At 48.1% G+C, this 20534-nt stretch carries 14 protein-coding genes; 6 read left to right on the top strand and 8 right to left on the bottom strand.

Annotated elements, in window-relative coordinates; all coding sequences use genetic code 11:
* Positions 1–19: 19 nt before the first annotated feature.
* On the bottom strand, positions 20–346 hold the full coding sequence (locus tag P9L94_09315; GenBank protein ID MDP8244265.1) for a tetratricopeptide repeat protein: 327 nt from the start codon (positions 344–346) through the stop codon (positions 20–22).
* Between the two features lie 81 nt (positions 347–427).
* Positions 428–1873: a HAMP domain-containing sensor histidine kinase gene (locus P9L94_09310; GenBank protein MDP8244264.1), complete on the bottom strand. Its 1446-nt coding sequence runs from the start codon at positions 1871–1873 to the stop codon at positions 428–430.
* Between the two features lie 151 nt (positions 1874–2024).
* Between P9L94_09310 and P9L94_09305 the strand changes: the two genes are divergently transcribed.
* On the top strand, positions 2025–3509 hold the full coding sequence (locus P9L94_09305) for a glycosyltransferase family 39 protein (protein MDP8244263.1): 1485 nt from the start codon (positions 2025–2027) through the stop codon (positions 3507–3509).
* A 107-nt stretch (positions 3510–3616) separates the two neighbouring features.
* Positions 3617–4399, top strand: a complete 783-nt coding sequence (locus tag P9L94_09300; GenBank protein MDP8244262.1) for an inositol monophosphatase — start codon at positions 3617–3619, stop codon at positions 4397–4399.
* A 53-nt stretch (positions 4400–4452) separates the two neighbouring features.
* Here the strand turns inward: P9L94_09300 and P9L94_09295 are convergent, their stop codons facing one another.
* Both P9L94_09295 and P9L94_09290 read right to left on the bottom strand, forming a co-directional pair.
* Positions 4453–5907, bottom strand: a complete 1455-nt coding sequence (locus tag P9L94_09295) for a flippase (GenBank protein ID MDP8244261.1) — start codon at positions 5905–5907, stop codon at positions 4453–4455.
* On the bottom strand, positions 5900–7042 hold the full coding sequence (locus tag P9L94_09290) for a glycosyltransferase (GenBank protein MDP8244260.1): 1143 nt from the start codon (positions 7040–7042) through the stop codon (positions 5900–5902). Before P9L94_09290 ends, P9L94_09295 begins: the two co-directional genes overlap by 8 nt.
* 122 nt (positions 7043–7164) lie before the next feature.
* On the opposite strand from P9L94_09290, the gene P9L94_09285 reads away from it, so the two are divergent.
* Entirely contained in the window at positions 7165–9018 is a 1854-nt protein-coding gene (locus tag P9L94_09285) for a DUF115 domain-containing protein (GenBank protein MDP8244259.1), read from the top strand.
* Here P9L94_09285 and P9L94_09280 read toward each other — a convergent pair.
* The gene (locus P9L94_09280) at positions 9013–11322 is read right to left on the bottom strand and encodes a SpoIIE family protein phosphatase (protein MDP8244258.1); all 2310 of its coding nucleotides are present in this window, start codon (positions 11320–11322) and stop codon (positions 9013–9015) included. The two genes, P9L94_09285 and P9L94_09280, sit on opposite strands and share 6 nt — an antisense overlap.
* A 349-nt stretch (positions 11323–11671) precedes the next feature.
* Between P9L94_09280 and P9L94_09275 the strand changes: the two genes are divergently transcribed.
* From P9L94_09275 to asnB, 3 genes are all read left to right on the top strand, one after another.
* The gene (locus P9L94_09275; protein ID MDP8244257.1) at positions 11672–15616 is read left to right on the top strand and encodes a carboxypeptidase-like regulatory domain-containing protein; all 3945 of its coding nucleotides are present in this window, start codon (positions 11672–11674) and stop codon (positions 15614–15616) included.
* Positions 15617–15832: 216 nt separating this feature from the next.
* Positions 15833–16426: a MarR family winged helix-turn-helix transcriptional regulator gene (locus P9L94_09270; protein ID MDP8244256.1), complete on the top strand. Its 594-nt coding sequence runs from the start codon at positions 15833–15835 to the stop codon at positions 16424–16426.
* 74 nt (positions 16427–16500) lie between these two features.
* Positions 16501–18372, top strand: coding sequence for an asparagine synthase (glutamine-hydrolyzing) (asnB, locus tag P9L94_09265; protein ID MDP8244255.1), 1872 nt, complete (start codon positions 16501–16503; stop codon positions 18370–18372).
* A gap of 58 nt (positions 18373–18430) precedes the next feature.
* On the opposite strand, the gene P9L94_09260 is transcribed toward asnB, so the two are convergent.
* The 3 genes from P9L94_09260 to P9L94_09250 form a co-directional block, all read right to left on the bottom strand.
* Positions 18431–18631 (bottom strand): hypothetical protein, encoded by a 201-nt coding sequence (locus tag P9L94_09260; GenBank protein ID MDP8244254.1) that lies wholly within the window; start codon positions 18629–18631, stop codon positions 18431–18433.
* Positions 18632–18720: 89 nt separating this feature from the next.
* Complete coding sequence (locus tag P9L94_09255) at positions 18721–19371, bottom strand: prepilin-type N-terminal cleavage/methylation domain-containing protein (protein MDP8244253.1); 651 nt, start codon at positions 19369–19371, stop codon at positions 18721–18723.
* Between the two features lie 64 nt (positions 19372–19435).
* Positions 19436–20524: an alginate lyase family protein gene (locus P9L94_09250; protein MDP8244252.1), complete on the bottom strand. Its 1089-nt coding sequence runs from the start codon at positions 20522–20524 to the stop codon at positions 19436–19438.
* Positions 20525–20534: the final 10 nt, after the last annotated feature.

The raw sequence follows: 20534 nt of genomic DNA, 5'->3' as shown, positions 1-20534 counted from the left end.
TTTCTGCTCTAACTTTGGTTTACATCATTCCAGAGGCGATTTGTTTTGAAATCGCCATTGCATCTTCGGCTTCGGGAATCATGCCTTTCTTCTGAAAAATGCGCGATAAGTTTGTATATGCAAGCGGCTCGCGCGGCATGAAATCGACGGCTTTGCGGGCATATTCCAACGCATTGTCTAGTTCGGCCTTACGGTCATAGGTCATCGAAACCGCCAGGTAGAGTTCTCCATCTTGGGGGTCTACTTCGATGGCTTTTTTGTATTCTTCAATGGCTTCGTCGTATTTTTGTTGGCTGTAATACTCTAATCCTTGATTATAAAATGCTTGTTTTTGATCGGCTGACATGCTGTCCCTCTCGAGTGAGTAATTTGATTGCACAACAGTCTAGCATGAGTGATGGGTAATGCCAGTAAGCGTAAATGCGTTTTATTTCGTAAATTCTCTGGGGAGGACCAAACGGAAAGTCGCGCCTTCACCCAATTGCGAATCCAATTCTAACCTGCCGTTTAACGCTTGCGCCAATTCTTTTGTGATCGCCAACCCTAGTCCAAAACCGCGGCTATGGGATGACGCCGCAGCGCTGCGCGAGAATTCCTGGAATATGTTTTTTTGATCTTCTGGAGATATACCCAAGCCCGTATCCTGGACGGAGAGGGTGAACTCATCGTTTGATTTCAATTCGACCGACACTTTGATGGAACCGGTTTCAGTGAATTGAATTGCATTGCTAATCAGGTTCTGCAGGATGAGGTAGAGTTTCTCTTTATCGGTATTGATTGCGGGAAAGGCGCCGTTTGTCGAACAAATAAGTTCAAGCGATTTGCGTTCCGCTAACGGGCGCAAATTTTCGGTCAGGTCGCTAAGCAGTTCCGTAATTTGCAGCGGTTTGACATCGAGTTTAAATAATCCGCTTTCCAGTCGGGCCAATTCCAAAATCCCGTCAATCATTTTCAATAACGACGAAACATTGCGGTCGATGATCGCCATTGCTTTCTTTTGTTTCTCATTGACGGCGCCGTAGGTGCCCTCCGCAACCAGTTCGCTGGCGCCAACAACGCTATTCAGCGGTGCGCGAAGGTCGTGAGAAATTCGAGCGTATAAGCGGTTTTTTTGATCTTGCATAGCTTGCAACTCGATGGAGTGCTGTTCGATGTGCTGAACATGTTGTTCCCGCTCTGTCTCGTGGTTGTGAATTAACCACGCCGTGAAAAATCCAAAAGGGAAGACGATAGAAGCAAATAAAATAACGCCGATCACAACAATGAAAGGAATGAGCTCTTTAAGGCGGGTCTGGACGGCTTGTTCGTATTGATGAACGCCGATCAACCAGCGCTCGCCGTCAATTTTAATCATACGCATGTCGGCCATTTGACCGTTCCATGTTTCAATGCGTCCTGCGGCGGTATGGATGGTATTCGAATCTAAAAGTTCCGCAATCGAGATGGTGCGCTCTTGCAAGAAACTGGTTCCGTCGTTGTGAATAGGAATAATAAAAACTTCTTCGAGGTCAATTTTTCGTGGCGCTTCCAGGTCAGGGGCCGCTTGTAAAATATGGTCTGAATCGATCATGCAGACATAGCCGCGCTCTTGGTCCCATGAATTCTCAACATTGGTTTGGACAGCGCGCAGCCATTCGTCCCGGTCGCTGATGTGGGTTTTGAGCTGGCGGACGGTATTTTCAAACATGTGTGAAAGAGCGGCGTTATCGACGCGCACTTGTTGAAACAGAATCATCCTGAATTTATCAACCAGATAAAATCCGGCGATGGGGAGACCAATCGACAAAACCAACGCCAATGCCGCGACGATTAACCAAAAAATTCGACGTTGGGAATGAATGGAAGAAACGGCTCCCGAATAGGTGAGCGACATGATATCCTCTTAGAAGGAAAGCAACTGTAATCTTATTTAGAGCGTAGAACAAACTTTGTCAATAATGACCGGAAAAAAGTTCCAAACGCATATTCACGTTGTCAGTTTACTATTACTCATTTTATTCGCATTTGGATTGCGTTCTATTGGATTGAACGATAATCCCTCAGGCTTTTTTCGCGATGAAGCCAGCAAGGGATATACCTCCTATTGCCTGATGAAGACCGGTCAAGACATGAGCGCCACGCCCTGGCCGCTCTTTGTGAAAGAACATGAACGCACAACCTCGTCGCTTTACCAATATATAACGATTCCCTTCATTTATTGTTTCGGATTAACCGAAGCGGGTGTTCGGTTGCCCGCCTGTTTGGCGGGGACGCTTTCTGTCTTGATCGGGTATTGGATTGCCCGGCGTTGGTGGGGAAGCAGGGCCGGGCTGTGGGCGGCGGCGTTTGTCTGCCTATCGCCCTGGAGTTTGCTATTAAGCCGCTGGGCGAACCAGTCTATTTTGCTTACGCTGTGGGTTCCGCTTGCCGTGTATTTTCTTTTCAAAAAAGAGAAGCCAACCGTGCTTGACGCGGTCTTGTCGGCGCTGTGCTTGCTTCTGGCGCTTTATACCTATGCAACGGCGCGTCTAACGGCGCCTGTGCTGGTGGTTGTGTTTTTACTCGTTCTACTTTTATTTGCAAAAGACAAAAGAGCGCTCTTGGTTCCAACCCTATGTTTTGTGTTCGTCTTTTTCATTGGTGCGATCCCTATGGCGATGCACTTAATTTCGCAGCCTGAAGCAAGCGGTTCGCGGCTAAGCGACATCAGCATTTTTGATGGACAGCCATTGTTGAGTTTGATGTTGGAGTTCATCTTAAACTACGCGTCTCATTTGTCCCCGGGGTTTTTATTCATCAATGGCGATGCGAATTTGCGCCACAATACGCTGGCGTTTGGACAAGTGCATTGGTATATAGCGCCGCTTCTCGTCGCAGGTTTTGTGCAAGCAATCTGGAGGCGCAATCGAATTGATGTGCTTCTGTTGGTTTGGTTTTTCTGTTTTCCACTGGCGGCCGCTTGTACGCGGGAAAGCATCCCGCACGGCTTGCGGAGCGTCTACGCCGTCCCGGTGATTCATTTAATGGCAGTCAATGGACTCTTGGCGCTGAAAGGCTGGCGCGAGTATTTTTCTTTGCATATTTCCCCAAAATTGGTTCGAACGCTTGTGATCATTTGGGGTGTTGTCTTTGTTCTGTTTCCCGCGATTTATTTATATGACTTATTTGTCCGTTATCCCGTCTATTCTGCGCCGGATTGGGAATATGGCTACCGCGATGCGATTAACTGGTGGGAAGAAAACTGGCTGCCGCAAAAGCGCGTGGTCGTGACTGGAATCGCGCAAAATCCTGATATCTTTTTTCTGTTTTATTCGGGCTACATTCCGGCGCGGTATTTTCCTGATGGGAACATTGATCGCGTCGAGTTCCTTCCACTCGGTCAAAGCGTTAATTCAACCTATACGTTTCAGGGCGAAGCCACGATGTACCTCACGCGCCCGTTTGAATTGCCCTCCAGCCAGCCCGAAAAAGTCATCCTTTTACCCAATGGAGAACCCGTTTGGAAATGGGTGCGAGGCGGCGAACAGTAAAGCGTTTGCATTTGATTTTGATTTGAAACCATTATACGAAGCCGCGCTGATTGAATGTCCCGCCAGTGGAAGTACGCTGTAAGCAATAGACCAGAGAGGATATTGAAATGGATTTGCAACAAATTGCTGCTGATATGACGCCTGTGATTCGCGATGCAGGCAAAATTGCGCTGAAGCATTTTCAGACGGTCACAGCGGAACGAAAACCTGACCGCTCTTACGTCACCGCTGCGGACCGTGAAGTCGAAGCGTTTTTGCAAAACATCATCCATGAGCGCTATCCCGAACATGGAGTGTACGGCGAAGAGAGCGCGAGAGACCGCTTGGAAGAAGCGGACTACATCTGGGCGATTGATCCAATTGATGGAACCGAACCGTTTGTTTTGCACTTGCCGGTATGGGCGATTTCGGTGGGATTGGTTTCAAAAGACGGGCCGCAAATCGGGTTCGTTTACTTGCCTGCAATCGACGAATTTTATTGGGCGGTCAAAGGCGGTCCCGCCTATCTGAACGACAAAGTGATTACTGTCTCTGATCCCGTCGATATGGACTATGGAAGCACCATTGTTTCACCTGGCGCTACTTTCCGTAAATTTGACTCGGAATATGAAGGGCGTGCGCTCGCATTCGGCAGCGCCGCCGCCCACTTGGCGTTTGTTGCGCGGGGGACGTTGCACGGAGGCATTATGGAACCGATCAATTTATGGGACATCGCGGGCGGCGCTTGCATCTTAGAAGCGGCTGGCGGTGAGATGCGCTATTTTGACGGCAGCGACGTCGACTATTGGCAGCATAAAAATGGAACCAAAACCCTGCAAGCTAAAGCGCTGGGACATCCAGAAAACGTGAAAAAACTCTGCGCGTTATTCAAACACAACCCAAAATTCTAATTGTGTGATTCTGATCTGAAAGTACAAACACGCGGCTGAGAGGTTTAATTTTCTCAGCCGTTTTTCTGATCGGATTTAGACAACACTTGCATTAATTTTTGGCGGTCATTCGAAGATAGCCCCTTGCTGAGAAGTAAGACGATGAAATAAATCATCCCGCCGACAGCTATATCCAACAGCCAGGGCATCGGCGTTAAAATCAACACAGCCGCCATGACGACGCAAGAAAAAAGAATGGCGGCGTAGCGGTGGAATTCACGTATGAGTTGAAAATCGCGCGTGTGCCATAACATCAACACGGCGTATAACCCTTGCGATATAACCGTCATGACCGCAGCGCCAATCGCGCCAAAATAAATAATAAACGGGATGTTGAAAACCAGATTGCTCATCATGCTGATCGCGCTCGCCCTGAAGTTTTTCGACTGGCGGTCGGTGGCGTTGAGAATGGCGCCCAATAAAAAATTCAGATAGATAAACGGCAGCGACCAAACCAGGACGACAAACACATCGCCGCCCATTCGCCCCAACTCTGGCGCGGCCCATAGCATGATGTCATGTCCTATTATGGTTCCGCCAATCGCCATCGGCAAACTCATAATGAGCAGCCCGCGCATTAAGACCGAGGCGGTTTGCTCAAAGGGGTGGTTTTGGTGAAACAGTTTTGAAAAGACTGGATAGGCTGACACGGCGATCACTTGCGGGACCAGAAACAGCCCTTCCAAAAACCGGTACGGCGCCCGGTATAACCCCGTTTCCGCATCGCCGCATATCCAATTCACCATTGCGGTGTCTTGGCGATGCAAGAGCAAGACGCATGCGGCTGACAGCCCAATCGGGAATGCGAGTTTTTGCCATGACCAACCCGTACCCAATGAAACGATGCGCGATTCGAGATGTACGCGGCGGTAAAGCAGCACTGCAAAAAAGAGGAGAGAAACCAGCGAGCCTAAACTATAACATAGTAATAATAACGGCAAGTTTGGATACACCAGCAGCAACACAATCGCTGCGCTGATGTGGGCGAACTTGTCGAGAAAGTTGGCGATTCCCTCCGCCGCCATGAGTTCAAAACTTCGGCTGATCGCCTTGACGACCATAATCATGGACACGACGCAAAAATAAACGCCCGCTGCAAGGATGATGCCCAGACTGTGTTCGGGCTTTGCTATCACGACCAAAAATCCAATCATGACGAATGCGCCGGCGATGGTGGCGGCGATGCGATAACCGATGATCGAGGGGAGTTCTGTTTTTAGGCGTTCTTTGCGCCGGGCGATTTCACGCGTCAGGGTTTGTTCTAGCCCAAAATCAAGCAGTACCGTGAAAATCACTGCCATCTCAACAAAGTATTCGATGCGTCCAAATTGTTCCTGACCAAGAATATTAATGGCCATGAGGGTATAAACCAGCCGCAACACATGGCACAAAGCGCCGCTCAAGGCGAGGATGGCGCCATAGCGCGTAATTCGGCGCCCTACGCCCGGGTTCGCAGCGTGTTTATTCATTGGTGCTTTTACTTTCCGCTGAGAGCGAACGATAGAAATGGAGCATCTGTTTGGCGAAATGAGGCCAGGTAAATTGCGTCTGCGCCCGAAGGCGGCCCCGTCGGCGACATTCGGTTCTTAAATCTTTGTTGGCTTTTACGCATTGAAGTTGAAGCGCCAAATCATCTGAATCATCTGCATTAAACAACAAGCCCGCATCGCCAATCACTTCAGGAATCGCGCCGGAACGAGCGCCGATGACGGGCGTCCCGATCGCCATCGCTTCGATCAACACGCGGCCCAGTTGTTCCATCCAACCGGGCGTTGAACGGGACGGCAAAACCAAGACATCTAATTCGCTCATAAAGGCTGGAACCTCTCGTTCCGTCAAAGCGGCAATCCATTCAACGCGGTCCGCTACATGCAGTTGTTTGCATAACGATTGAATGGAGGCAAAGTCATCGCCGGTTCCAACCAGGCGTAATTGCGCGTCTGGAATTTGAGCCACTGCTTGAATCAGAAGATCAACGCCCTTCATTTCCAGCATCCGTCCAACATAGCCAATGGTAAATGATTTTCGCGGCGATGGTTCTGGTTGGTCGTCAAAAAAATAGTGCGGGATGCCATACGGAACGACCGCGAAAGGTTTCGCGTATCCTTTCTGGTCTAGCACCTGGCGGGCGCCTTCGGTTGCGCAAACCGCTGCGCAAGATCGCGAGTGCATGGCCTTGTCAATCATTGCATACAAACAGGACGCGCGCGCAGGGTAAGTCCAGGGGCGGTAGATGTTCTCCCATGTATAAAAAAGTATTTTGGCGTGAGGCGCAAATAGGGGGGCGTATAGCATGGTTTGCAGCGCGGTGAGCGACCAGGGTTCTTCAAGCAACTGAATGATGTCAGGCTTGGATTGGCGCATCGCTGACGCCATGCCGTTTATATACCAAACCCGAGCATAATGCCCCTTGCCGACGACGCGGCCTCGATGCGCCTGATAACGCGCGTCAATCGGCGGACGCCAAATTATATCGCGCCCATTTTCGACCCAATGGCGGGGGCCGAGTACATGCAACTCGACGCCGTCTTCGCCCGCCATTGCTTGATGGCGTTCATGCGACGCATCAAGCCCGGCTGTTTTGTCGATGACCAATACCCGCATGGCGCTTACCTTTCAAGGATGTAGCGTACATCGAATTGAGATGAAGGTTGAGCGATGTGCGTTGGATCAGACAAGAGATTTGGCTAAGATTGCATAGCCGTTTCAATGGAGAAACAATAGATATGGCCCAATCGTTTTGGGAAGCGAATCTTGCTGCTGTTCGGCGCCGGAATCCCGCCTTGGCTGACGCTTTGATCGCGACGCCGTCAACGTCGGAGCAATATATCGCAGGGCAAGCGTTGAATGGAGCGCTGTTAATCGGCGTCCGTTTGGAAGACGGCCGCGCGGTTTCTCTCAGCGACCCTCAGCAGCCGCAGGCTGAAGCAATGAAGTGGGCGCAAGCGCTCGGCGCGGCGTTTCATAAAGGCGCGTGCGTTGTTTTGCTCGGTTTCGGCGATGGATATTACGCCGAAGCGCTGTATGAAATTGCTGATGATGACACCATCGTTTGGCTCATTGAACCGGATTTGACCTTATTGCGCAGCGCATTACAGGTACGCGATTTAAGCGCTTTGCTCCAATCGCCGCGCATTCACTTTGTATCGGGGCTTCCCGCACAAAACGCCGCGCAACAACTGTTTGTAGGCGACCACGCAGACCGCATCAAAGCGCAAGGCGTTAAAATGGCGTCAACCGCGTTTGCAAACCATCTCTACCCGCAATACGTGAAGGCGTTTCAAGAGGGATTTTCTCTCGCGCTTCAAATGGAGGCCGTCAAATTTAAAACCTGGGAAGAACATGCGGACCTCATGTTCACAAATGTTATCGCCAACTTGCCTGCGGTTGTTCGCGGTGCGCCAGTCAACCGTTTGTTATCAAAAGCCGTTGGAGAAACCGCGCTGGTGATTGCGCCGGGGCCGAGTTTGGATGAAGCGTTGCCGCTGATAAAAGAAATCCAGGATCGCGTGCTTTTGATTGCGGTGGATACCGCCCATCGTATTATGCTGAAGCATGGTATTCATGCGGATTTGGTGGTCAGCATTGACTTCACTGATCTCAATGAAAAACACTTTGAAGGAATCAGCGACCCATCAACCTGCCTGGTCGCGTTCCCGGCGATTGCTCGCGGCATCCCCGCGCGATATGAAGGACGCGCCTATTATTATGACCATGCGGGCGTTCAAGATTCGGCGGGCGCCAACCCTCTGATTCAAGCGTTGGACACATTAGGCCCGCTGGGCAAGTTGCTTTCACAAGGCTCGACCGCCCATGCGGCTTATCATCTCGCCCGTTTAATGGGATGCAGCCCCATTGTTCTGGTCGGCAATGATTTGGGGTTCCCCAATAATCGCTTTTACGCCGACGGCGCAATGCAAAATGATTTAGACCAGCCGGAACGAGACGCAGAGCCTTTATTGGACGTTGCTTCAAACGACGGCGGGACCATCAAAACCAATGGATTGTATAAAATCTATTTAGACGGCTTTCGCGACTTGATTCAGGAAACGCGCGGCGTAGTCATCAACACTTCGTCGCGCGGCGCGCGAATTGAGAACTGCCCTTATCAAACTTTACAGAGCATCATTGAGCGTCATGCTTTCAGGCGCATTGATAAATCATTTATCCAATCAGCGCTTCATCCAACCTTGTACGGGCAACGCCACGCGCTCGCGAAGCAAGTCGCGTCCATTGCCAAAGAATGTCGAAATGCGCGGCAAGACATACGTCGCAGCGAAAAGAAGTTGCAACGCCTGAATCCAAATGATGAGCGCTTCCGAGCGCAGATCGCTGAATTTATGAAAGAGTTTCAGCAAGCCTTTCGGAGGCATAAACAAGCGGTCACATTGGGCCTTTCACTTTGTCCGCGATCGTATTTCAGTGTGGTCAATAAACGGGATGACGCGGGGTTCGGCGCCAACGCTTCGCTGAAAGAGCGCCAACTTGCCCATCAACGCTATCTTGACTTGTTTGCGGACCTATCGAAAACGCTTCGTCGTATATCAACGGAATTGGAAGGCATCGGTAGGCAACTATGACGTCGGTTGCGAGCCTTCTGGCGCGTCGGGTTGTGATTGCAATACCATTTCATCCGGTGAGAAAGCCGTGCGCTTTAAGATCACCAATGTTAAGTCGTCATGTTGCGGCGTACCGCCGGTGAAGCGTGAAATTCTCTCTTTGACGGCGTCGATCATCTCTTGTGAATTGCATTCCCGCGACTGTTTCAAAGTCTGCTCAAAGCGTTGCAGGCTGAACTCTTCCCAATTGTGATTCATTGATTCGGTAATGCCGTCCGTATATAAAACCGCGATGTCGTCATGGTTGAGGTTGACCGTTTCCGATTCGATGTTGGATGCGAACAAATCACCATTTACGAGGCCGAGCGCGATCCCTGCCGGTGCGTAGGATTCAAAATTCTCTTCTTTATTTCTAAGAACCATTAGCGGCTCATGGCCTGCGCGGGCGACATCCATTTGACCGCTGGGGATATGCAAAATCCCCAATAACATACTGATGAAGTTGCCTCGCGGCAGATCGGGTTGAATAAATTGGTTGACGGCGATCAACAAGTCGCGCGCATTCATATTGGAAGACGATAGCGAACGGAGCACGCTTCGGACCGTTGCCATATTCAATGCGCCGGGGATGCCTTTGTCTGAAACGTCCGCGACGACAATGAGTAGATGCTCTTCATCCAATTTTACAAAGTCGAAGTAGTCGCCGCCGACTTCTTGAGCGGGGATGCTGGTCGCTGCCAAATCATACCCCGGCGTATTTGGGCAAGAGTGGGGAAGCAAGCATTTTTGAACTTCGCTCGCCAATTCAATCTGGCGTTCCAGCCGTTCGGTTTCTCGCAAGTGCCCGTGCACGATTAAGTTCATTACCGCAATCGCCGCTTGTTCGGCCAGCGCGTTCAAGGTGGCTTCATCTTCAAATGAAAATTCATCGCCGTTCTCTTTGTTGACCAATGACAAGACCGCAATTGTTCGGTTTTGCACATTCAGCGGGATCGCCAACTGGGTTTGGATCACGAAAGGCGAAGGGGCGACGACTGGCGTTTCTTCGTCTTCGAGAGCGTCCTCAATTAACACAGAGCGCCCGTTTTTTGCGACCAGACCTACAAAGCCTTTTCCAAGAGAAACTTTTTCTGCTTTGACCATTTCATGGATCAATGATTGCTGTTGGTCAGGCGATTCTGGCAGTTTGCCAATATCTAAATGGGGCGGATACAACCCAAAAACCGCATGGGCGGTGAGAAACTTGCCTTTATCCACCCCGGTCGTACGTTCGAGCAACATATCTTTGAGATCGTCGCGTACGAAAATGGCGCCGGATTTTGCGGCGCCGACTTCCTTGCCAAACTGAAGCGTAAGTTTCAGCAAGCGTTCAAGATCATGGCCTTGAATATCAGAAACTTCGTTTGGCGATTGTGCGTCTTGCGTATGTAAAACAGAGCGTTCACTAATGCGTTGTAAAAAGGAAATCATGACTTCTTTTTCTTGTTTGAACGAGGCGGCGCGACGGAATGTTTCCTGAACATATAAGAAATTGGCGCGCAGCAGCATCGAAAGAAACAGCATCAGCGCGACGGTCGTAACCGCAGCGGTTTTCCAAGCGCTGGCCGGTGAACTCAAAGTCAGAAGAGAGGGCAGCAGACGGCCTTCAAAATCTTGAATGGAATACCACGCCATTTCAGCGGGCGTATTGATGGCCCAGACGATCATCAATAAGACCAGCATGTGCTTAATGGGGTGGATGCTGTGGCGCATCATGATTGCCGTGTGCAAGATAATGCCCCATTGCCAGATAATGAGCGCCCCTTGCAGCCAAATCCACTGTGCTACCGAATCAAAACCCGACGGGCCGGCGAAAAGAACCGACAACCATAAACCGCCCAGCATGAGAACGCCGATATGGCGCATCCAATTGATGCGGTCTAAATTGGGCGGCTCTTTGCCTTCTTTGACTGGCAAGGCGGCGAAAAACATCAGCCCTTGCCCGATGTACATCACGGATGCGGTCAGTAGGATCGGGCGGGTGAGGTGAAGGAAAAATGTTGTGAAGGAGCGTATGGAGCCAGGCAAAACCAAATAATCAGAACCACGCAGCGTTTCGAGAAAGAGTACGACGGTCCAGAGAGTAAATCCGGTCACGAATAGATACGACTGTTCTGGGGTCAAAATGGGAACAAACGTCGCGATGCTGCTTCGGCTTGCTATTTGTTGGTAAGAGAGAAAGTGACGCAAATACAGCAAAATCGCAAACCCCAATGCAAGGTTCACGTAATTGAACAAATTGCTCATGTTCACAAAGAGTGCGGTATCATTAAAAATTGATTGCATTGAGCCTCTAAACCCTGCTTAATCCCTTACCCTTAATTGTAACGCAATAAGTGGTTCTTGAAAATTCATCTTTTTATTCTTTCTATATCTCATACCATATTTTTAGTGATAAATCAAATATTTGCAAAATGTTAGGCGAAAAAATGAGGCAATTATTTTATATGTAAAATAATGTACTATATTTTCATAGGATTTCTTTTAGAGTAAATTGAATAAAACCTTAGTAATCATATCAAGTAAAATAAAATTAAGTCACTGTAATTACTAAAGAAACCTATTGATTATCTCTGGTTTATTTTGTATAGTATTCTATTGAAAATCCATATTTTATTTACTTGAGGAGTCCAAAATGTATACAAATTTGAAGGTAAATGTAAATTTTTGTTTGTTTGCCTTACTGCTCTTATGCTTGCTCCCATTTGCAGCAAATGCGGAAACAGAACCAAATAATACAATCGCAACCGCTCAAACAGCGGCTGTGCCCTCTAATGAAACCGGGAGTCTAACCGAAGCCAGTCCCTATGATTTGATTGATATTTATAAAGTTAGCATTAGTGAAAATGGCTACTTTTCATTCGGGATTGTCCCCGACCCCGAATTAGATGTCCGCGCGGAGTTGATTGATCGCGATGGATATTCGGTATTGAGCGCGGGCAACGCGGGCGGCCTTGGCGTCACAGAAGGCGTGATTTATTCAAACCTTAAAGCGGGTGAATATTACTGTGCTGTACATCTAGTCGACGGCGCCGGAGGATATGAAGCACGCTTTCGATATTCACAAGTAGAATCCGTTGACGTTGAGCCGAATGATATACCTTCACAAGCCCTTACCATTGGCGCAGATGATGATGTGGCGGGCAATTTGGGATTTCACGGCAATTTAAATACCGACAAGATTGATTTTTATCAAATTCAAGTATCCGAGAATGGCGAGTTAGAACTGACTGCGGCGCCAGACGCTTCATTAGACCTTTCGCTGCATTTGCTGGATACAAATGGAACCCACATTATTCTTGAAGATACCAATAGTGGGGCGGGGCAATCTGAAGCAATCACAGTTTCAAATTTGGCGGCGGGTTCATATTTTGTCATGCTGTACAATGTGGGCGGATACGGCGCCTATTCGCTTTCGAGTAAATTCACCGCCGACCCCATGCCGAATGATGCTGAACCGAATGATTCATTCAGCCAAGCAGGTTCTTTCCCCACGGCTGTTCAAAGCGGCGATTTTTTATTGACGTCTATGAGCGGGCATACGGGGTATTTTGGAAACCAGTATCGCGATGACCGTGATTGTTATATGTTCCAGGTTCCTCAATACAGCAGGGTCGAGTTTGAATATTCGCAAGACTATGGGTCTCCTGAATTGGGATATGGAATCTATGGGCCCCAAAAACGCTATCTGACAGGTTCAACCAGCACTAAATTCAACGCGGGAACCTTTGAAGCGGGAACCTATTATCTGAATCTATACCGCCGCAACAATCATGGCGCCTATACGGTGAATATAAGGTTTTATCCTGAAAACCAACCAGAACCGTTTTCTGCGCCTGCCGGGTCATACGCATTAGGCCAGACTTTGTCCGGCATCGCCATCAACGCCGATTCGACCGCCGCGTACTACTGGTTCGACATCCCGCAAGACAGCTCCGTTTGGTTTAAAATGTCGGCAGTAGACACTTTGTGGGTTACCGCAAGAATATATGGTCCCAATGGATTGAATTCTCTAGGAACCATTGGAACTTATTACACAAATGATCCGAAAGAAGTGACGATTCCTAACATGCTTGCCGGGAGATATCTGCTTGCGATCACCCGTGATAACGGTCAGGGTAACATTACTTTTGAAAGCGCTGTCACGCCATCGCTTTATCATGATGCGGAACCAAACGACGTATGGAATGAGGCCGTAGATGTACTTCCGCCAGACACGCTCATCCAGGGGCATCTGGGCCATACCAATAGCCGCTGGACTGATACCACTGATACTTACCGGATTGACCTTCCCTCTGATGGCGCAATCAAGATTGATTTTCATGGGGAAGCGACGCTTTGGTTCAGCGTGGAAATGGCTGAATACCACGGCTCAACCTGGAAGAGAACTTTACGCGAAGGTCTCTATTACACAGACGAGACAGTGATTAAAACGGTTTCCAGCCCCAATTTAATAGCGGGGACATATCTTGTCCAAGTTCAACGTGAAAATGGTTATGGCGACTATGAACTTGATGTATCTTTTACGCCGAATCAGACGGGAGATTACGAAGCGAATAACCACTACTATCAAGCGATTTCGCTTCAATCCGAAGAGGGCGTAACAGGGCATTTAGGTTATACGGGCGGTTTTAATACAGATACTGTTGATTGGTACAAAATCATCACGCCGTCTGACGGTACGCTTGAAGTGTACGCCCAGGGTGAAGCGACTCTGTGGTATGACGTTCATTTTCTAAGAAACGACGCACAGGCGAGATTTGAGTCGTCTGGTTCGTATTACACCAACAACCCGGTTCGGTTGAAGAATGTTCAAGTCAAAGCGGGTGTAAATTACATTCGCGTGATACGCCAGAACGGGTACGGCGCATATCACCTGTTCACTACGTTTACTCCGAATGCGACGCCTGATGTTGACCTGAATAACTTCGCGCCTATGGCGCAGCCATTGGCCATCAATCAAGTGATGCAAGGCAGCCTTGGCTTTAATAACCGCACAACAATTGATTCTATTGACTGGTATCAATTGACGGTTACAACTGAGGCCAGTTATAAACTGACCTATCAAACCGAGACCGCCCTATGGTCTACCGTACGTATCTTTGATGCGTCTTCGCTGAACCGGTTGTCATCAGACGGCGTCTATTATCATTCCAACTTGTTCAGTCGAGATATTACTTTGCAGCCGGGGACATACTATATTTATTGTTTGCGTGAGAATGGCGCGGGTTCTTATACGCTTAGCGTAGGCGATGAATCAGCGGCGCCGACGGGCGTTTTGACGGGTACCGTGTTCGATAAAAATCAGTTAGAAATATTTGAGGTAGACGTAAACGCCTATGGCCAGGCAGTCAAAACTGACTTTGGCGGCGTGTATACGTTTGCCAATCTTCCTCCGGGGCGTTACATCGCAAGCATTGGCAAGGGCGCAAAATACTACCAACAACAGAATGAGTTTGTGATTACCGCAGGGCAGACAACAACGATGGACGTTGTGTTGAAGGAAGCCAATTTGACTCCTCCTGCTGAAGTCAAACATTTCTACGGTTTCGCAGGCAATGGAACCTTACATTTATTCTGGGACCCGACGGTCAGCCCGGATGTGGCGGATGGCGGCGGGTATAACTTATACATTAATGGCGATAAATTTGATTTGGGGACGGCGTTGTTCTTCCGTCAACACGAATTCAGCAATGGCGTACCCTATGAACTTCGGCTGACGGTTTATGATAAGTTTGACAATGAGAGCGCTGGCAAGACGCTCTATTTAACGCCAAATAGCGACGGTCCTGACCAGCCGACTCCGACGCCGGTTCCACCGACTGCGACTCCCGTTCCAGGACAGCCGACGCCGACTCCGGGTGTAGTGGTTCCAACCGCGACGCCGACGCCCCCAATCGTTGTCCCAACAGCGACGCCAACGCCTCCTATCGTCGTTGTTCCAACAGCAACGCCAGTGGTTCCGCAAGATTTAGTCCCAGACTATGTCTATGAGTTTGACGGCGCCGATTTGGCCGCTTGCGGTTGGGGAGAAATCGTACAAAATCCTCCAGGACAAACTCAACTCATTGATTTCATTGATTCATTTATTCCCGACTCAGCGGATGGCAAGGGGTTTGCGTTGACGGTGTTCCCGTTTGATCCTGAAGCGGGTGAACAAGTAAACTATGTCTTCTTGTACGGCGCTAATGCCGTTAAAACGACCGGGAAGCATGTCTACATGAGAATGACGGTGCGCGCAAGCGAGCCGGACGTTGCGGTGTTTATTGCCGGCATGAAAGCCGATTTTGCGACCTTTGATGTTGAAGGTTCCTTGGTGGTTACCAATCCAGCCAGCGCCAAAGCGTTCACCGATGCGCCGATGTACGTAACCTGCATGTTCCCGGCAGACCCTGAACGGTTGAATATTCTGACGGGAAGACTCGAAACCCCCGAAATTCCAGTTACGCCGATTATTCAGGTCGCCGCATCCGCCGCCGCAACAGGCCCGGTTATTGTTTGGGTGGATAAACTGGAGGTATTCTTGCTCGATCCATCGCTCAGTTATCCCGCAAGCCTGTTTGATCTCTCGATAAAATAGCGACGATTTACAAGGCCTCCAGTGTTTTTGCTGGGGGCCTTATTGTTTCTATGTGAAAACCGCTTGACGTTTCAGCAGATATAACGTATAAATCATATTATGAATTTTAATTGTTCCTGATTAGCGGGCGCCGCTGACAGGGGCGAAGCCTGCCTACTCCTCCTTTTCTAAAAAACAAAAATTGTGAAAAACGAAACGAATGATAAAGATTCATCAATGATGGATCGTGACGATCAAATGATCCTCACGTTGCTGAAAGCAATTGACGATAGCCCCGACACAACCCAGAAAGACCTTGCGACCCAGTTAGGCGTTGCGGTCGGTTTGGTGAATTCGTATTTAAAGCGCGTCATCTATAAGGGCTATGTAAAAACCAAACAGTTAGACCGAAGGCGATTGAAATATCTGATTACGCCAACCGGAATCAAAGAAAAGTCGCGTTTGACCTTCGAGTTTCTCCAATACTCTTATCAATATGTGATGTTAGTACGCCGTAAAGTCAAACATCAGTTACTGTCTCTTCAAAAAGAGGGCTGCAAGAGCGTTATATTGATCGGCAGTGGCGAAATGGCTGAGTTGTCGTACATTGCGATCCGTGAATTGGACATGGATTTACATGGGATCGTCGATGCGGAAAATGCGGGAGAGCGTTGCGTCGATCATGATATTTTGGATTTAGACTGGTTGCAGTCTCAAGGATCGGCGGATGTATTAATCGTGCTGAATTCGAGTGCAAAGGGAAATCTTAAAACAACTGATCTTAAGATAATGGCGGTAGAAAAAGGGATGAAATTCTTCTCCATTGAATAATTATAGCGACTGTCAAATGGACATAGATCAATCAGACAAAACCCTCTTAGAGAGGGTTTTTTATTAAACAAATTATGTGTGGAATCTGCGGCATTCTTCATACAAACCATCAACCCGTCGATGAAAGCCAATTGCATCGTATGGCTGAATCTCTGGCGCATCGCGGCCCCAACCATCAGGGCGTTTGGCGCGACGGCTACGTGGGGCTTGCTCATCGGCGGCTTTCGATTATCGACTTGTCTGACTCGGGCAACCAGCCCATGTCGAATGAATCGGGCGATATCTGCCTGATTTTCAATGGCGAGATATACAATTTTCAATCTATTCGCGCAGAGTTAGAGCAACGCGGTCATCGGTTTCATTCCAACACAGATACCGAAGTGATTCTGCGTTTGTATGAGGAGAAGGGCGTCGACTGCTTGCAGGATTTGCGCGGCATGTTTGCATTCGCCATTTGGGACCGCCCGCGTCAACGCTTGTTTATTGCCCGCGACCGTGTTGGTAAAAAGCCGCTGAAATATTATTATGATGGTCAGCGCTTTGCCTTCGCGTCAGAACTCAAAGCGTTGTTGACGTTGCCCTTCGTTTCACGCGAAGTTGACCCACTTTCAATTCATCACTACCTCAACTACGGCTATTGTCCAACGCCGTACACGGGCTTTCGCGGAATTCAAAAACTGCCTGCCGCCCATTATTTGTTATTGGAAAACGGAAGCCTATCTACTCATCGTTATTGGCAATTGTCTTATGCCGAAAAAGAAGAGCGCAGTGAAGAGGAATGGTCGCGTGCGATTGTCGAAAAACTCGATGAGTGCGTACGACTTCGCTTGATTAGCGACGTGCCCTTAGGCGTGTTTCTTTCTGGCGGATTAGACTCAAGCGCCATCGCAGCGCTGGCGGCTAGAAACAGCAGCAAGCCCATTAATACATTTTCGATTGGTTTCAGCGTGGAAGAATACAATGAACTTCCACAAGCGCGTAAAAGCGCTGAGATGTATAACACCAACCACCATGAATTTATTGTCGAACCGGACAACCTGTTGGACACGTTTCAATTTCTTGTCCGGCAATATGAAGAACCCTACAGCGATAGTTCCGCGTTGCCGACTTACTTTCTTTCAAAAATGACCAAGCAACATGTAACCGTTGCGCTTAATGGCGACGGCGGCGATGAAAATTTTGCGGGGTACGAACGATATTCGGTTCTCGATCAATTTCTTGCGCGCCGGAAGCAACTCGGCATGTTGAAGCCATTTATCAAATGCTTGCCGGAGTTTTTGTTTCCCGCCAATATCAAACGGAAAATTCAAGCAGGAAAAAGTTTATTCGACCCGAATGTATTGCCCTTTTATTTAACCTTTATGACTTGCTTTGATTCAAAGCGGTTTTTAGGGTATTACGGAGATGAATTTCGGCGGCAGGTTGGGTTGGTTGATCCTGTTCAAGCCATGCAGCCGTTTTTTGATTGCCCCCAATCAGGCCGCGACATAATAGAGAAAGCCTTGTACTGTGATTTCAATACCTACTTACCAGAAAATTTAATGGTGAAAATAGACATTGCAACCATGTCCCAGTCGATGGAGGGCCGCTCTCCATTGCTTGACCATGAGTTTTTAGAACTAACGGCGAAAATTCCCGCAGAACTTAAATTACACAACGGAATCAAAAAATATATTTTCAAAAAAGCGATCCGGGATTTGATTCCCAATGAGATTATCGACTTGCCTAAGAGGGGATTCGGTATTCCGATTCACGAATGGTTTTTGGGCGAGCTTAGCGGTTGGGCGAAAGACTATCTACTTGGCGAACGGTTTTTAAAGCGTGGATATTTTAAGCGGGAAGCCGTCGAGTCACTGTGGAACGAACATCAGCGCCATAAAAACAAAGGGTTTTATTTGTGGAACCTATTGACGCTGGAAGAATGGCATCGCCAATATATTGATTAGTGTATAAACGAAAGCATGAATAAAGAAACGGCCCATCTATTTTGATGGGCCGTTTGTGTTATAGGCTCACTGCTTGGTTGAGTTCACTTAAAAATTCATCAATACGTCCATCGCAATGGGTATCAACAAAGTGTTGAATCGGAACCGGCGGCGGGGATTGTTTACAATCGGCGCAGATTCCGTGTTTTTCAAATACGTCCCATGCTGCTTTATGTTCAGAAAGAACATCGCAAACTAAATCGGTTGCTTGAAGTGGCATTTGAATCTCCTGTATAGATAGTTGACTAATCGACTAATTATACTTGAGACAAGAAAAAAGCAACCGGGCATAGACCATTTGGAGATATTTTAATTTCCAACAATCATTTTTCCATCCATGAAGATTCGGCCCGAATTATAGTTGCCGCCCATTCGGACAATATCGCCCCTGCTGGTTAAGCCATTACTCACGTCAAAACTGAAAATTGTTGTCCCGACAGGGAAACTGTCATTGCCATCAACTTCTTCTTGCAGGTTCGGGCCGGGTGAAATGATAATATAAGCAACATTCGGCAATTCAGCGCTGTTCTGGGGGTTCCCTGACCCAAATTCGAAATTGGGATTTTCTTCGCTGGTTTGAAATGCATTAGAGGGGAATGGATCAAGCGGCAAAGACGCCATATAGGACGTTGGGTGCGTTAAACGAAATAGCCCACGTTGAGAGGTGTCTGAAGGGTAATCATGGTCTTCTACATACGAGTTATGATCGAGAAAATACATTTCCAAGGCGGTTGATACCGCTTTTTGATCTGCTTGGACGCGGCTGATTCGGGCTTTCATTTGAGCATTGAGAAAATTCGGGACAGCGATTGCGGCTAAGATTCCGATAATGGCAACAACGATAAGCAATTCAATTAAAGTAAACCCATACGGCTTTTTCATACAAATGACTCCCCTAAGATGATTGTTTAAATGAAAATTGAAACCGCTACCCATAAAGTAAAGCAAAGCAAACTCCAAAAAGCAACTCCACAACTATCTATATATATAAGAACTTGCAATCGCGTCTTGCAATATATTTGGCTCAAAGTTCTGGTGAAATATCCCCATGAGTTAGCGTTTGAAATGGTGTGCAATGACGGGCGGTTTGAGGGCGATTGGTGGCAATCAGTTCGCGCGCGTTTTTGTTTTCCCAATGCGGCAACAGGATTTCAAAATAGCCATAATAGTTGATGCCTAATATATCGCCCGGTTTTCCTTTGTAGTAAGGGAACTCTTCAGGCTTCAACGTCCATTGGGCAATTTTTGCATAAGCGCTTTTGAGATTTCGATTGTTTGGTGAAACATACTCATACAGATCAACGCCGTTCACGCGGGCAATTTCAGCGGCGATGGTTTGCGGCATGAGAGAGAAATGCGAATACCAGATTCCGCGTTGGCCTTCGCTACGGGTTACTTCGTGAGGCAGGTGACCGTCTTCTGCAATTTGTGATTCAATAAACTCTTTCCAGCGGTTTACTCCCCGCTCAAACAATGGCTTATCGTCTAAGTAAGACGCCGAAGCCATGACGAGAACCAATCCCCAATTGCCCCAATTGTTTTCTCTGCTCATCGTGTTCATTGGTAAGGCTTTTTTACGGACAAACTCATTGAATTGTATTTGGTTCTTCTTCGGCCAGCGGGGAGACGTTTTAATCAAATCCGCTGCGAATATCAGAGCAGGGAAGTGATAACTGAACGATAACGTCGAGTCGTCTTTATCGCTCATCGTTTTGACCGTTTGCGTCCAAGCGTCGATCAATCGGGCTGCTGCTTCTGAATAGGTCTCATCGCCCGTGAGTTGGTAATAGAGCGCGAAGCCATAGGCAGTATTGGCGTCGTCTTGCAAGCCTTCTTTTGCTTTGACGTGTCCTTCTGCGTCTCTGTAATATCCAGGAACATACCATTCATTTGGTGCATGAGGTTTTCGGTTTTTGTTTTCGCTAACGAAGTTCTTCAAAGAGAGAAATGCCGTGTACTGCGGCTCCTGCTTCTTCTCGATCCTCTCTTTGATTAACTCAATGCGGCTTGGAGTGAGGAAAACTGATTCACCAAATACAATCTGTTCATTCGTGAACGTTTGTATTTGAAATGCAAAAATAAGCAATAAAACGACAACGATTCGTTTCGTCATTTTCCTCACT

The organism is Candidatus Hinthialibacter antarcticus (assembly GCA_030765645.1).
Lineage (GTDB): Bacteria > Hinthialibacterota > Hinthialibacteria > Hinthialibacterales > Hinthialibacteraceae > Hinthialibacter > Hinthialibacter antarcticus.
Note: the sequence above shows the minus strand (reverse complement) of the source record. Positions and strands in the feature narration are given on the sequence as shown.

Coding starts and splice junctions, on each gene's coding strand:
- P9L94_09260 (MDP8244254.1), bottom strand. CDS start 18,631: ATGCCACTTCAAGCAACCGATTTAGTTTGCGATGTTCTTTCTGAACAT.
- P9L94_09310 (MDP8244264.1), bottom strand. CDS start 1,873: ATGTCGCTCACCTATTCGGGAGCCGTTTCTTCCATTCATTCCCAACGT.
- P9L94_09275 (MDP8244257.1), top strand. CDS start 11,672: ATGTATACAAATTTGAAGGTAAATGTAAATTTTTGTTTGTTTGCCTTA.
- P9L94_09285 (MDP8244259.1), top strand. CDS start 7,165: ATGGCCCAATCGTTTTGGGAAGCGAATCTTGCTGCTGTTCGGCGCCGG.
- P9L94_09280 (MDP8244258.1), bottom strand. CDS start 11,322: ATGCAATCAATTTTTAATGATACCGCACTCTTTGTGAACATGAGCAAT.
- P9L94_09250 (MDP8244252.1), bottom strand. CDS start 20,524: ATGACGAAACGAATCGTTGTCGTTTTATTGCTTATTTTTGCATTTCAA.
- P9L94_09290 (MDP8244260.1), bottom strand. CDS start 7,042: ATGCGGGTATTGGTCATCGACAAAACAGCCGGGCTTGATGCGTCGCAT.
- P9L94_09295 (MDP8244261.1), bottom strand. CDS start 5,907: ATGAATAAACACGCTGCGAACCCGGGCGTAGGGCGCCGAATTACGCGC.
- P9L94_09300 (MDP8244262.1), top strand. CDS start 3,617: ATGGATTTGCAACAAATTGCTGCTGATATGACGCCTGTGATTCGCGAT.
- P9L94_09315 (MDP8244265.1), bottom strand. CDS start 346: ATGTCAGCCGATCAAAAACAAGCATTTTATAATCAAGGATTAGAGTAT.
- asnB (MDP8244255.1), top strand. CDS start 16,501: ATGTGTGGAATCTGCGGCATTCTTCATACAAACCATCAACCCGTCGAT.
- P9L94_09270 (MDP8244256.1), top strand. CDS start 15,833: ATGATGGATCGTGACGATCAAATGATCCTCACGTTGCTGAAAGCAATT.